Origin of the sequence: Pseudomonas sp. 09C 129, assembly GCF_002843625.1 — a bacterium.
Lineage (GTDB): Bacteria > Pseudomonadota > Gammaproteobacteria > Pseudomonadales > Pseudomonadaceae > Aquipseudomonas > Aquipseudomonas chlororaphis.
Genome location: NZ_CP025261.1, coordinates 5672008 through 5685484, shown reverse-complemented (window position 1 = coordinate 5685484; position 13477 = coordinate 5672008). Strand labels below are relative to the sequence as shown.

General features: G+C 64.7%; 9 protein-coding genes. 2 read left to right on the top strand and 7 right to left on the bottom strand.

The window, feature by feature from the left end; genetic code table 11:
• Nucleotides 1-17: 17 nt before the first annotated feature.
• A complete protein-coding gene (gene arcA / locus CXQ81_RS25340) occupies nucleotides 18-1274 on the bottom strand; it encodes an arginine deiminase (protein WP_007926270.1) in 1257 nt (418 codons plus the stop codon).
• Between the two features lie 36 nt (nucleotides 1275-1310).
• Nucleotides 1311-2738 carry an arginine-ornithine antiporter gene (arcD, locus tag CXQ81_RS25335; RefSeq protein WP_087090280.1) on the bottom strand — a complete coding sequence of 476 codons (1428 nt, stop codon included), beginning with the start codon at nucleotides 2736-2738 and terminating at the stop codon, nucleotides 1311-1313.
• A 448-nt stretch (nucleotides 2739-3186) separates the two neighbouring features.
• Between arcD (CXQ81_RS25335) and arcD (CXQ81_RS25330) the strand changes: the two genes are divergently transcribed.
• The gene (arcD, locus tag CXQ81_RS25330) at nucleotides 3187-4614 is read left to right on the top strand and encodes an arginine-ornithine antiporter (protein ID WP_007926275.1); all 1428 of its coding nucleotides are present in this window, start codon (nucleotides 3187-3189) and stop codon (nucleotides 4612-4614) included.
• Nucleotides 4611-5468 carry a DNA-3-methyladenine glycosylase gene (locus tag CXQ81_RS25325; protein ID WP_101338876.1) on the top strand — a complete coding sequence of 286 codons (858 nt, stop codon included), beginning with the start codon at nucleotides 4611-4613 and terminating at the stop codon, nucleotides 5466-5468. Before arcD (CXQ81_RS25330) ends, CXQ81_RS25325 begins: the two co-directional genes overlap by 4 nt.
• A gap of 178 nt (nucleotides 5469-5646) precedes the next feature.
• On the opposite strand, the gene CXQ81_RS25320 is transcribed toward CXQ81_RS25325, so the two are convergent.
• From CXQ81_RS25320 to CXQ81_RS25300, 5 genes are all read right to left on the bottom strand, one after another.
• Nucleotides 5647-6996 (bottom strand): CoA transferase, encoded by a 1350-nt coding sequence (locus CXQ81_RS25320; protein ID WP_101338875.1) that lies wholly within the window; start codon nucleotides 6994-6996, stop codon nucleotides 5647-5649.
• Between the two features lie 172 nt (nucleotides 6997-7168).
• A complete protein-coding gene (locus CXQ81_RS25315) occupies nucleotides 7169-9307 on the bottom strand; it encodes a methyl-accepting chemotaxis protein (protein WP_101338874.1) in 2139 nt (712 codons plus the stop codon).
• A 218-nt stretch (nucleotides 9308-9525) separates the two neighbouring features.
• Nucleotides 9526-9927 carry a YbaN family protein gene (locus CXQ81_RS25310; protein WP_101338873.1) on the bottom strand — a complete coding sequence of 134 codons (402 nt, stop codon included), beginning with the start codon at nucleotides 9925-9927 and terminating at the stop codon, nucleotides 9526-9528.
• 136 nt (nucleotides 9928-10063) lie between these two features.
• Entirely contained in the window at nucleotides 10064-10672 is a 609-nt protein-coding gene (locus CXQ81_RS25305) for a biliverdin-producing heme oxygenase (protein WP_007926298.1), read from the bottom strand.
• Nucleotides 10673-10822: 150 nt separating this feature from the next.
• Nucleotides 10823-13420, bottom strand: coding sequence for a TonB-dependent receptor (locus CXQ81_RS25300; protein ID WP_101338872.1), 2598 nt, complete (start codon nucleotides 13418-13420; stop codon nucleotides 10823-10825).
• Between the last annotated feature and the right edge of the window lie 57 nt (nucleotides 13421-13477).

Genomic DNA, 13477 nt, shown 5'->3' with positions numbered 1-13477 from the left:
GCGGCCGGGGAAGTCGTTTAGTAATCGATCGGGTCGCGCACGATCGGGCAGGTCATGCAGTGGCCGCCGCCACGGCCGCGGCCGAGTTCGCTGGCGCTGATGGTGATCACTTCCACGCCGGCCTTGCGCAGCAGGGTGTTGGTGTAGGTGTTGCGGTCATAGCCGATGACCACGCCCGGTTCCAGGGCCACCACGTTGTTGCCGTCGTCCCACTGCTCGCGTTCGGCGGCGAAGCTGTTGCCGCCGGTTTCCACCACGCGCAGTTGCTTGAGGTTCAGGGACTCGGCCACCACCTCGATGAACGATTTGTTCTCCCGTCGCACGTCCATGCCATAGGGCTTGCTGGTGTCGGGGCGGATGACGAACGGCACGATTTCCTTGACCACTTCCGGGAAGACCGTGACCAGGTCGCGGTCGCAGAAGCTGAACACGGTGTCCAGGTGCATCGCCGCGCGGGATTTCGGCAGGCCGGCGACCACGACTTTTTCCACCGCGCCCTTGGCGAACAGGGATTGCGCAAGCTGGCCGATGGCCTGGCGCGAGGTCCGCTCGCCCATGCCGATCAGCACCACGCCATTGCCGATCGGCATGACGTCGCCGCCTTCGAGGGTGGCCTGGCCGTGATCCTTGTCCGGGTCGCCGTACCAGACTTCGAAGTCGGCGTTGGCGAACTCGGGGTGGAATTTGTAGATGGCGCTGGCCAGCAGGGTTTCCTGGCGCCGGGCCGGCCAGTACATCGGGTTGAGCGTCACGCCGCCGTAGATCCAGCAGGTGGTGTCGCGGGTGAACTGGGTGTTGGGCAGCGGCGGCAGCAGGAAGCTGGAGTGGCCCAGGTAATCGCGGTACATCTTGATCACGCTGGCGCCTTCGCTTTCCGGCAGGTCCTCGCCGGCCACGCCGCCGATCAGGAATTCGGCCAGCTTGCGTGGCTCCAGGCTTTCGAGCCAGCTGCGCACTTCGTTGGTCAGGCCGACACCGACGGTGTCGGGGGTGATCTTGCGATCCAGAATCCACTTCAGGGCTTCGGGGTTGTGCACCGTATCGGTCAGCAGGTTGTGCATTTCCAGGACTTCGATCCCACGCTCGCGCATTTTGGTGACGAAGTCGAAATGGTCGCGCTTGGCCTGGTTGACCCAGATCACATCATCGAACAGCAGTTCATCGCAGTTGTTCGGGGTCAGCCGCTGATGGGCCAGGCCTGGGGAGCAAACCATGACTTTGCGCAGTTTGCCGGCTTCGGAATGGACGCCGTACTTAACTTTTTCCGTGGTCATTACCGTGATCCTCCAGAGGTAGAAACAATCGTGCGGTTACAGGGTCAGGAAGCCGTCGTAGAGCCCGTAGGCGGCCAACAGGGCGCCTATGACCACTGCGGCGAAAATCAGCTTCTCGACGTTGGTGAAAATCGGTTTGCCCAACTCCCGCTTGGCCTTGGCGAACAGGATCGCGCCGGGGGCGTAGAGCAGGGCGGAGAGCAGCAGGTACTTGACCCCGCCGGCGTACAGCAGCCAGATCGCGTAGAACAGGGCGATGGAGCCGATCAGCAGGTCTTTCTTGCGTTCGGCCAGGGCCGCTTCGTAGGTTTCGCTGCGCACCGCCAGCAGCACGGCATAGGCCGCCGACCACAGGTAGGGCACCAGGATCATCGAGGTGGCGAGGTAGATCAGCGACAGGTAGGTACTGGCCGAGAACAGGGTGATGACCAGGAAGATCTGCACCATGGCGTTGGTCAGCCACAGGGCGTTGACCGGCACGTGGTTGGCGTTCTCCTTGCGCAGGAACTCCGGCATGGTGTGGTCCTTGGCCGCGGCGAACATGATCTCCGCGCACAGCAGCACCCACGACAGCAGCGCCCCCAGCAGCGAGATGATCAGGCCGACGCTGATCAGCACCGCGCCCCAGTGGCCGACCACATGCTCGAGCACCGCCGCCATCGACGGGTTCTGCAGTTTCGCCAGCTCCGGCTGGGTCATGATGCCCAGGGACAGCACGTTCACCAGCACCAGGAACAGCAGCACGGTGATGAAGCCGATCACGGTGGCCTTGCCCACGTCCGAGCGTTTTTCCGCGCGGGCGGAGAAGATGCTCGCGCCTTCGATGCCGATGAACACCCACACGGTGACCAGCATCATGTTGCGCACCTGGTTCATCACGCTGCCCAGGTCAGGGTTCTTCACGCCCCAGATGTCCGCGGTGAAGATGTCCAGCTTGAAGGCGAACAGGGCGATCAGCACGAACAGCAGCAGCGGCACCACCTTGGCGACCGTGGTCACCAGGTTGATGAACGCCGCTTCCTTGATCCCGCGCAGCACCAGAAAGTGCACGGCCCACAGCAGCAGCGAGGCGCCGATCACCGCGGCCGGAGTATTGCCCTCGCCGAAGATCGGGAAGAAATAGCCCAGGGTACTGAACAGCAGCACGAAGTAGCCGACGTTGCCCAGCCAGGCGCTGATCCAGTAGCCCCAGGCCGAAGAAAAGCCCATGTAATCGCCGAAACCGGCCTTGGCATAGGCGTAGACACCACCGTCCAGATCAGGCTTGCGGTTGGCCAGGGTTTGAAACACGAAGGCCAGTGTCAACATACCGACAGCGGTAATAGCCCAGCCAATAAGAACAGCGCCTACATCGGCACTTGCCGCCATGTTTTGTGGCAAGGAAAAGATCCCGCCGCCAATCATCGAGCCGACTACCAAGGCGACTAACGCACCAAGCCGTAGTTTTCCGGGAGTGTCAGACATTGCGTGACTCCATTGCAGGAGAAGAGAGATGTCAGAGTAAATCTGCGAGAAATCCGAACAGCTGATTTAGATCAGGTCATTGCTACATTCCATTGTGAATGAACGACTTAAGCTGTCTTTGCGGAAACCGGTGGGAAGCCTGAAAGCGCCATTCCATAAGGCCTCGGGTTCCGGGTGAAAGGTCTTCTCATTGGCGCCAGGTTGAAGCTAGCCCGCTTTCAAGAATGCGCAACTCATTAAAAAGTTATAAGGCTGCCCGGCGCGCTGATGGCATTTAGGTTTTATGCATAATAAAAAGCCCAACTATTCAATATGTTCTGATCCTCGTCATGTCGATTAATCCAAAAAAGATCAATAATTGACTCTTTTAGTCCGTTTCCAATCTGTGGAAGTTAATTAATTTCATATAGTTTGTTGTCGGACAATTGGACCGGACGCAGAGGTAGGCATGCCACAAACCACACAAAAACTGCGACTCGGCGCCTTGATCGCCCTGGTGGTGGGTTCGATGATTGGCGGCGGGATCTTTTCCTTGCCGCAGAACATGGCGGCCCGGGCCGACGCCGGGGCGATCCTTATCGGTTGGGCGATCACCGCCGTGGGCATGCTGACCCTGGCCTTCGTGTTCCAGACCCTGGCCAACCGCAAGCCTGAACTCGACTCTGGGGTGTACGCCTACGCCAAGGCCGGGTTTGGCGACTACATGGGTTTTTCGTCCGCCTGGGGCTACTGGATCAGTGCCTGGCTGGGCAACGTCGGCTACTTCGTGCTGCTGTTCAGCACCCTGGGTTATTTCTTCCCGGTGTTTGGCCAGGGCAACACCCCGGTGGCCATCGCCTGCGCTTCGGTCCTGTTGTGGGCGGTGCACTTTCTGGTGCTGCGCGGGATCAAGGAAGCGGCGTTCATCAACCTGCTGACCACCGTGGCCAAGATCGTGCCGCTGGTGATGTTCATCGTGATTGCCGCGGTGGCGTTCAAGGCGGACATCTTCACCCGCGACATCTGGGGCCGTGGCAACCCGAACTTCGGCGGGGTGATGGACCAGGTGCGCAACATGATGCTGGTCACGGTCTTCGTGTTCATCGGCATCGAAGGTGCCAGCGTCTATTCGGCCCGGGCCGAGAAGCGTGCGGACGTCGGTCGGGCCACGGTGATCGGTTTTATCGGCGTTCTGGCCCTGCTGGTGCTGGTCAACGTGCTGTCCCTGGGGATCATGAGCCAGCCGGAACTGGCGACCTTGCAGAACCCGTCGCTGGCGGCGGTGCTGGAGCACATCGTCGGTCCCTGGGGCGCGTTGCTGATCAGCGTCGGCCTGGCGGTTTCCCTGCTCGGTGCCTTGTTGTCGTGGGCGCTGCTGTGTGCCGAGATACTGTTCGCCACGGCCCGCGACCGGACCATGCCGGCCTTCCTGAAAAAGGAAAACGCCAACCATGTGCCGGTCAACGCCCTGTGGCTGACCAACAGCATGATCCAGGTGTTCCTGCTGATTACCCTGTTCTCCGCCGGGACCTACACCAGCCTGATCTACCTCGCCTCGTCGATGATCCTGGTGCCTTACCTGTGGTCGGCGGCCTATGCGGTGTTGCTCAGCGGCCGCGGCGAAACCTACGAGCGGGCTTCGGCCGAGCGCATGAAAGACCTGTGCATCGGTGGCGTGGCCCTGTGTTACGCGGTCTGGCTGTTGTACGCCGGTGGGGTCAAGTACCTGCTGCTGTCGGCCCTGCTGTATGCCCCCGGGGTGATCCTGTTCGCCAAGGCCAAGCGCGAGCAGGGCGAGCCGTTGTTCACCGGCATCGAGAAGGGCATTTTCGCTTGCGTGGTCGCCGGGGCCAGCCTGGCCGCCTATGGCCTGTACAGCGGTGTGCTGTCGCTGTGAGGCTGGTTTACCAGCCGCCCTATGACTGGCCGGCGATGCTGGCCTTTCTCCGGGCGCGGGCCATCGAGGGGCTGGAGACCGTCAGTGGCGACCGCTACTCGCGCAGCATCAGCCTCGATGGCGTACACGGCTGGTTCAGTGTGAGCCCGGGCGACAGCGATGCGCTGGCGCTGACCCTGCACTTTCCCGATCCGCAGGCCCACGCGCGGATCGTTGCGCGCATCCGCCGTCTGCTGGACCTGGACACCGACCTGGCGCCGATCCATCGGCAACTGTCCGCCGACCCGTTGATGGCCCGCTTGATCGCCTCGCGGCCGGGGCTGCGCGTACCCGGTGCCTGGGACGGTTTCGAGCTGGCGGTGCGCGCGGTGCTGGGGCAGCAGATCACTGTGGTGGCGGCCATCCGCCTGGCGGGCAAGCTGGTGGCGCAGTATGGCCAGCCATTGAGCTGCAAGGAGGCGCCAGCGGGGTTGAGTCATGTGTTCCCCGAGCCGGGGCGGATGGCGGGCGCCGATCTGGCGAGCCTGGGCATGCCGCGCAGTCGGGGCCGAACCCTGTCCGGCGTGGCGCAGGCGCTGCTCGACGATCCGCAGCTGTTTGCCCCCAAGGCCAGCCTCGAACACAGCCTGTCGGCCTTGCGGGCGCTGTGGGGTGTCGGCGACTGGACCGCGCATTACGTGGCCCTGCGCCAGTTCCGTGAAGCGGACGCCTTTCCCGCGGCGGACGTGGGCCTGCTCAACGCCCTGGCGGCGCTCGAAGGCGGACCGGTCAGCGCCAGCCAGTTGCTGGCCCGCGCCGAGGCCTGGCGGCCATGGCGCGGCTACGCGGCGCAGCACCTGTGGACTACTTTGTAATCCCCCAGCACCTGTAGCCGCTGCCGAGCCCGCGAGGCTGCGCTCGAGGACGCAGTCCTCGCCAACCCTGCGCACGCGGTATGAATGACGTAACGCGCGGCCTGATTTACGTCCGCTTTGCGGCCGATCGCAGCCTCGCGTTGCTCGGCAGCGGCTACAGGGTTACGCGCCACAGGGCTCACCATTTCGGGCGATGGGCGCCCAGGTCGCTGGCGGGGTAGGCCCATTGCAGGGGCGTGCCGCTGATCTGCAAGGGTACTTGCAGGCGATGGGCCGGGCCCCAGGAGGTCTGCTCCACCAGCACCCCCTGATCGTCCTGGTCTTCGGTGCGCAAGGCGGGCTCGGCGTTGCCAGGGGGGCGCTCGATCAACAGCTTGGCGGTCCGTGCCAGCGACAACCGTGCGCTGCCGACGGCCCCGGTTTTCAGTCGTTCGTTCAGGGTGCGGATCGCGGCGGCGGCCATCAGGTAGCCGGTGGCGTGGTCCAGGGCCTGCACTGGCAGCGGTACGGGTTTATCGGCCTGCTGCCAGCGCTGGCCGGCCTCGGCAATGCCGCTGCTCATCTGCACCAGGCTGTCGAAGCCACGGCGGTTCTGCCAGGGGCCGCTCCAGCCATAGGCGTTCAGGCACACGTCGATCAACTCCGGGGCGAGGCGCTGGCGTTCGGCGGCCCCGTAGCCGAGGCGTTCCAGGGCATCGGCGCGGTAGCCGTGCAGCAGCAGATCGGCTTCCCCCAACAGGCTTTCGAAGACCTGGCGATCGGCGGCGTCGTGCAGGTTCAGGCGGGCGCAGCGTTTGCCCAGGGTGACTTCCGGGACCACGCCGGGCTCGTTCCACTCCGGTGGGTCGATGCGCAGCACATCGGCGCCCAGCCCGGCGAGAAAACGGCTGGCGATGGGCCCGGCCAACACCCGGGTCAGGTCCAGCACCTTGATCCCGGCCAGGGGGCGTGACAGTGATCCGCGCCAGGGTTGGGCGACGCTGGCGTTGCAGGTCTGGTAATGCACCAGGGGCTCGGCATTCACGGCCTGCCCCTGGGGATGGGCTTGCCACTCGGCCCAACTGCGCATTTCCGCAGCACAGCCGCCTGCCTCGACCACCGCCTGCTCCAGGTCGCTCTTGTTCCACTGCGCGACCTTGGCGGCCATGGCCGGACGATCCGCGACCCGGCCGAGCACCTGTTCGGCTGCCCGCCGATGATGCGGCGCGTTGGTGTGCAGGCGAATCCAGCCGTCCTGGGTGGCGTAGTCGCCGGCGACCGGGTCCCACAGCGGCGGCACGCTCCAGCCCAGCGGACGCAGGGAGGTGGCGAACCAGAAAGAGGCCAGGCGTCGGTCGACGCTCAGGGTGGGCATGCGCCCGGTCTGGCTGAACAACAGCCCGGCCGCCGCCTGGCCGGCCGCGGCGATGCTGGCGCTGGCCAGTTCGGTCACGGCGAAGGCCGAGGGCAGGGCGCCGCTCGAGGTCATGGCAATCGGGGTACGAGGCAAGCCCAGCGCGGCTTGAACAGACGACAGCACATCGGTCATTGCAGGCCCTCCGCAAGAGAGGGGGCAGCATAGATCAAAAAAGTGAAGCACCGCAGCCCCCCGTAGGAGCGAAGCTTGCTCGCGATGGTCGTCAACGATGACGCCTGATCACTGGCTCAACGCGGCGCTCTCTGGTGCATCGCGAGCAAGCTTCGCTCCTACAGGGGCAAGGTCAAACGCGGAACTGGTCCATCAGCTTCATCTGCTGGGTGGTCAGGGCGTTGAGCTGGCTGCTGACCTGGGCCGATTCGGTGGCCTGCTCGGTGAGGGATTCGGTCACGCTGCGGATCGCCGAAACGTTGCGGTTGACCTCTTCGGCCACCGCGCTCTGCTGTTCCGCGGCGCTGGCGATCTGCAGGTTCATGTCGCTGATCACCGTGACCGCGTCGCTGATCTTGCCCAGGGCCTGCACCGCTTGCTGGATCTGCCCGGCGTTGCTCTGGGCCTGGGCCTGGCTCGAATGCATGGTCGCCACCACGCCCCGGGTGCCGCTCTGGATGCGCTCGATCACCAGGCGGATTTCTTCCACCGAATCCTGGGTGCGCTTGGCCAGGTTGCGCACCTCGTCGGCGACCACCGCGAAGCCGCGGCCGCTTTCCCCGGCGCGCGCCGCTTCGATGGCGGCGTTGAGGGCCAGCAGGTTGGTCTGTTCGGCAATGCTGCGGATCACTTCCAGCACCGAGCCGATTTGTTCGCTGTTGACCGCCAGGGCCTCGACCTCGACCACCGCCTTGCTGACTTCCTCGGCCAGGGTGCTGATGTCGCGGGTGCTGCGTTCGATGATGGTCATGCCATCCCTGGCCGACTGGTCGGCGCCACGGGCGGCGTTGGCGGCGTTCGAGGCACTGTTGGCGACATCGTGGGCGGTGGCGCTCATTTCGTTGGAAGCGGTGGCCACCTGGTCGATTTCGCGGAACTGCACCTGCATGCCTTCGCTGGTCTGGCGGGCGATCTCCGAGGACTGGTCGGCGGTGCCGCGGGCGTCGGTGATGCTCTGCTTGATCTGCGCGATGGTCGGTTGCAGCTTGTCGAGGAAGCGGTTGAACCAGCCCACCAGCTCGCCCAGTTCGTCTTGCTTGCTGTACTTCAGGCGCTGGGTCAGGTCGCCGTCGCCGCTGGCGATTTCCTTGAGCATCTGCGCGACGCTGTTGATTGGCCGGGTCACGCCGGAGGCGGTCAGCCAGATCAGCAGCAGGCCGATCACGCCGGCGACCGCCGCCACCAGCAGCGACACCAGGGTGCCCTGGGCCTGGGCGTCGTCGAGCACACCCTGGAGTTTCACGGTGTCGGCCAGCAGCACTTGCTCCGGCAGGTCGATCACCACGCCCCAGGGGCGGGCGTCGGCGATCGGGCTGACTGGATACACGGCGCGGATCAGGTCGCCCTGCTTGAGGATTTTCGGGGTATTGCCAGCCAGCAGTTGCAGCACATCCTTGCCTTCGGCGCCGAGGGTGTCGGCGATGCCCTTGCCGACCTTGGCTGCATCGTTGCTGTAGGCGGCGAGGATGCCGCTGCCGGCGACGACCAGCATGTGCCCGGCACCGTCGAACAGCCCGCGCTGGGAGTCGGCGGCCGCGGCCTGCAGGGCATCCAGGGCGATGTCCACGCCGACCACGCCTATGACTTTGCCGTCGACGATCAGCGGCAGGGAAATGGTGGTCATCAGCATCAGCTTGCCGCCCACGGTATCGGCGTACGGGTCCAGCAGGCAGGTGCGCTTGCTGTCGCGCGGGCAGGTGTACCAGCTGTTGTAGGGGGTGCCGCTGACGCTCAGGGTGGTCTTGTTCATGTCCTCTTCGACCATCACCGTGTTCAGCCCGGTGCCGCCGGCACGGCTCCAGTAACTGGCGAAGCGCCCGGCTTCGTTGGAGGCGTGGCCGGCGTCGTTGGCGAACTCGCTGTCCTTGCCGTCGAGGGCGTTGGGCTCATAGGCGAGCCAGATGCCCAGCACCTTGGTGTTGCGTTCGAAGGCGGTTTTCAGGCTGTGGTTGAGTTCTTCACGCAGCGCCGCGGCGTCCAGCGAACGCTTGCCGGCCATGGCCCGCAGGTCGTTGATCTGGTCGGCCAGGGCGGTGATCACCAGCAGGCTCTCGCCAAAGGTTTTCTGTACCCGCACCGCCTGCTCCGCAGCCCGGGCCTGCAGCAGGTTCTGCACGCTGTCGGTGAGCATTCGCGAGCTGGAGCTGCTGACCAACTGATCGTTCTGGTTGGTCTGGTAGATGTTCATCCCGACGATCAGGCCCACCACGCCGAGCAGGCAGAGTCCGGACAACAGCACGATTTTCAGGCGAATGGACAGAGAGTCGAACATGGGGCGATCTCGCGAATGGATAGGGGTGAGCGGTGAGTCGGATGACTCCGGTCGCCAAGTCCATTCAGCGCCATGCCCGGAACATCGGCTTGGGCGGCATTTGTCTGAGAGAAAGCCGACGAGCGGTCATGTGTTTGACATAAACGAGGAGCAGGGCGATTTCGCTGGAGGGCATGTCGCGAGCAGCCGAACGTCGACCGGCTGCTCTTGCAGAGGAATCAAGAGGCCTGGGCCAGAGCCTCCGGGCGCGACCAGATCCACAGGTTGCCCAGGCCCATGCCGGCCAGCGCCAGGTACAGGGTCCAGTGATGGTTGAGCAGGCTCAGCATCAGGCCGGCGCACAGCAGCATGCTGACGGTGGCGCTGACCTTGGCCCGGCGGCTGACGATCCGGCCATTGCGCCAGTTGCTCAGGATGGGGCCGAACAGGCGGTGGTTTTCCATCCAGGCGCTCAGGCGTGGCGAGCTCTTGGTCGCGGCCCAGGCGGCGAGGAGCACGAACTCGGTGGTCGGCAGGCCGGGGACGACGATGGCGATCAGGCCGATGGTCAGGCTGATGTAAGCCAGGCAGCCGAAGAACAGGCGGGAGGCCTTGGACGGGGATCGGGTTGTGCCGGTCATGGGGTCGATGATGAGGTGACGAGCATGGGGCTCAATCCACAAGGGGTGGGAATAACGGCTGACGCCGGCGGGTTCGTTCCTGCAGCGGGCGTGAGTCTACGCCTTCAATACAGGAACGAGGGTGCCGGCGAAAAAATCAGGCCAGTTCAGGCGCCGTGTCGTAGGCCTTTTCCAGCAGCACGGTAAAGCGGTTGAAGGCATCCAGCGCGCCTTTTTCCGCCGCGGCTTCCTCTTCGGCACTGAACGCCAGGCCATCGAGGGTGCGGGTGAAGGTTTTCCAGCCTTCGGCGCGACCGCCGGCCGGCTCGCCCAGGTGCCGGGCACCGAAGGTTTCGCCGAGGCCCAGGCCCACCGCGCGCTTGATCAGGAACGCCGCGCCGAGCTTGGAGCCCTCGGAGACGAACAGCCAGCCCAGGGCCTCGGCCTTGCTCGGGTTCTGCACCGCGCCCGCCACCGGGGCCGGGACTTCGGTGTCCAGGTCCGCCAGGTCGGCCTTGGCCGCTTCGGCGCGGCAACGTTCTGCCAGGTCCGGGACTATGGCGATCAGCGCGGGATCGTTGTACAGGGCGACCAGTTCGGACTGGAACAGGTACTGGGCGACGACGAAACGGGCAAAGCTGCTGGCGCTTTCGAATGGCGCGTGGGCCTTGACCAGGGCGTCGAGCCTGGCATGGGGTTCGTGGGTGATCTGGTTCAGGCGCTGGGAGCGCAGGCTCGGGCGCTGTGGGGAATCCTGGGTGGTCATGACGATGTCCTTGGTCAATGGAAATGAGAGCTACTGAAAACGAGAGCGGCTTGAAATGAGAAGCACTTGCTAACTAGACGAACAAGTAGACGCGGCACAGTAAAAAATCCTCACTGCGCCCCATCGAAAAGCGCAGTGAGGCAGACCGGATCAGATGTCCCAGATCAGGTTGACCGCGAAGTTGCGGCCCGGCTGGGTCAGGCGGTCGAGGTTGGCCGGGCTGAGCACGGCGGCTTCGCCGACGCTGTCGTAGCCGCGCACGTCATCCCACAGCCAGTACTTCTTGTCGGCCAGGTTGTAGATACCGGCGCTGACGGTGACGTCGTCGCTGACCTTGTAGAAGCCGGTCAGGTCGAGCACGCCGTAGCCCGGGGTCTTGAACTGGCTGCTGGTGCCGTCAGGGGTCTTGAAGCTGCTGCTGTCGACGCGGTCCTTTTTCTTCACCAGGGTCCAGCTGAGCAGGGCGCCGTAGTGGTCCTGGTCGTAGCCCAGGCCGAACACGCCGGTCAGCGGGTTGACCGCGTTCAAGGGTTCGCCGGTGTCGTTGTTGCGACCGTAGGCATAGGCCACCGAACCCTGGGTGTACAGGCCCTGCGGCGCGCCCAGGGCGTCGAGGTTGAGCCGGCCTTTGACTTCCACGCCCTTGATGGTGGCGTGCTTGATGTTGTTGCTCTGGAACGTCAGTTCGTCGTAGCCCGGGGTCACCGCGTCTTCGTTGATGAAGTCGCGGTACTTGTTATAGAACACCGCCACGTCGAAGTTGCCGGACTCGAAGTTGCCGCGCAGGCCGGTTTCATAGCTCTGGCTTTTCTCCGGCTTGAGGTTCGAGTTCGGCGCCACCCGGTAACCGGTGGTGGTGTTCTCGAAGCGGCCGTACAGCGCCTTGGCGGTCGGGGTGCGGAACCCTTCGGCGTACTGGCCGTACCAGGTGTACTGGTCGCTCAGGGCGTAGGTCAGGCCGAACTTGGGCGATACCCGGTGCCAGGTCTTGTTCTGGTCGCTCACCTCACCATTGCCATCGGCGGCCACGGTGTTGAGGAACTCCTGGGTAATGTGCGGCTTGAGCTGGGTGTAGTCGTAGCGCAGGCCCGGCAGGAAGGTCCACTGGTTCCAGCTGATCTGGTCCTGTGCGAACAGGCTGTAGGTGTTGATGGTCGGGTCGGGGAAGTCGCTGGACTTCTTCAGCACGTCGGACGGGCTGATGGCGCCGACCGCCGTGCAACCGCGACCGACCGCCAGGCAGGTGCCGCTGCCACTGCGCGAGCCGGTGACCTTTTCCTGCTTGATGGTGGTGCCGTAGGTCAGCAGGTGCTCGGTTTCACCGATGGCGAAGGCCTTGTCGGCCTGGGCGTCGAAGACCCACTGCTTCTCCTGGTAGAGGGTTTCGCGGCTGCGCATGACGTTGCGGCTGAACGGGAAGTAGTTTTCCAGGGTGCTCTGGTCGGTCTTGGCGATCTGGTAGTTCAGGCTCCACTTCACGTGGTCGGCCAGCAGGCTGTCGAGGGCGAAGTGGTTGTCCAGGCCGAAGCGTTCGCGGGTGATGGTGTCGTTACCGGTGCGCGAGCGGTACATGCCCAGCGGCTGGCCGGCATTGAACGGGCCGCCCACGGCGCTTTTCTGGTTGGTGTCGCGGTCGTCCTTGTACTTCTCGTAGGTCAGGCCCAGGCGCGCGTCGTCGGCATAGTTCCAGCCGGCCTTGGCCAGCACGTTGCTGGTGCGCACGTCTTCCGGGTTGGCGGCGGTGCGCGCCAGGCCGGTGCCGTTGTGACTGCCGTAGGAGTCGGTTTCGTGGCCGTCGCGCTGGCTGAAGTGCAGCAGGCCGTCGAACTGACCACTGCGTCCAGCCACAGTGGCGGATTTCAGCCAGCTGTCGTCGGCCGAGCTGTAGCCGGTCTTCAGGCGGGCGCCGACGTCCTGGCCTGGCTTGATGATGTCGTCCGGGTCGAGGGTGAAGTAGCTGACCGCGCCGCCGATGGCGTTGCTGCCGTACAGCACCGAGGCCGGGCCGCGGAGGATCTCCACGCGCTTGATGATTTCCGGGTCGACGTAATTGCGCTGGGTCTTGGCATAGGGGCCGTTGAAGAAGCCGTTGGGAATCTCCACGCCGTCGACCTGGGTCAGGATACGGTCGCCGTCGATGCCGCGGATGTTGTAGCCGCTGATGCCGCCGCCGCGCTGGCCGGCGCCGCCGACCGAAACGCCCGGCTCGTAGCGCACCAGATCCTTGATGGTGTTGACGTTGTTGCGGTCCAGGTCCTGGCGGTCATGCACGGTCACGGTGCTGGGCACGCTGCTGACGTCCTGTTCCTGGCGCGTGGCGCTGATGGTCACCTGTTGCAGGTTCAGGGCGCCGCCGCTGGCGCGTTTTTCCAGGACGATGTTGTTGGCGCCCAGCTTGCGGTAGCTCAGGTTGGTGCCCATCAGCAGGCGGTCCAGGGCTTTTTCCGGTGGCAGCGAACCGCGCACGCCCGGGGAAGCGATGCCTTCGCCCAGTTCCGCCGGCAGGCCGACCTGCCAGCCGGTGACGGCGGTAAAGGCGTTCAGCGCCGACACCAGCGGCTGCTGGTCGATGGCGAAGCTGTAGTCGCCCATGTTGCGTGCTGGCAGGGTCTTGGCCCCGGCGGTGGCGGCCATGACTGGCGCGGCCCCGGCCAGCAGAATGGCGGCGGTCAGCAGGGACAGCGTGCAGTTCTGCAGGCGGGCCTGGCGGGAGGATGAAGAGGACCGGCTGTTGAGGCGAGAGGACATCGATAGCGCTCCGTGTCGCACGAATCTTTATAGGTGCTGATTCGCCATTTTTAATGC

What these genes read in the sequence shown, in the direction of transcription:
- CXQ81_RS25310 (WP_101338873.1), bottom strand. Translation starts at nt 9,927, where the DNA reads ATGACCGGCACAACCCGATCCCCGTCCAAGGCCTCCCGCCTGTTCTTC.
- arcD (WP_007926275.1), top strand. Translation starts at nt 3,187, where the DNA reads ATGCCACAAACCACACAAAAACTGCGACTCGGCGCCTTGATCGCCCTG.
- CXQ81_RS25305 (WP_007926298.1), bottom strand. Translation starts at nt 10,672, where the DNA reads ATGACCACCCAGGATTCCCCACAGCGCCCGAGCCTGCGCTCCCAGCGC.
- CXQ81_RS25320 (WP_101338875.1), bottom strand. Translation starts at nt 6,996, where the DNA reads ATGACCGATGTGCTGTCGTCTGTTCAAGCCGCGCTGGGCTTGCCTCGT.
- CXQ81_RS25315 (WP_101338874.1), bottom strand. Translation starts at nt 9,307, where the DNA reads ATGTTCGACTCTCTGTCCATTCGCCTGAAAATCGTGCTGTTGTCCGGA.
- CXQ81_RS25300 (WP_101338872.1), bottom strand. Translation starts at nt 13,420, where the DNA reads ATGTCCTCTCGCCTCAACAGCCGGTCCTCTTCATCCTCCCGCCAGGCC.
- arcA (WP_007926270.1), bottom strand. Translation starts at nt 1,274, where the DNA reads ATGACCACGGAAAAAGTTAAGTACGGCGTCCATTCCGAAGCCGGCAAA.
- arcD (WP_087090280.1), bottom strand. Translation starts at nt 2,738, where the DNA reads ATGTCTGACACTCCCGGAAAACTACGGCTTGGTGCGTTAGTCGCCTTG.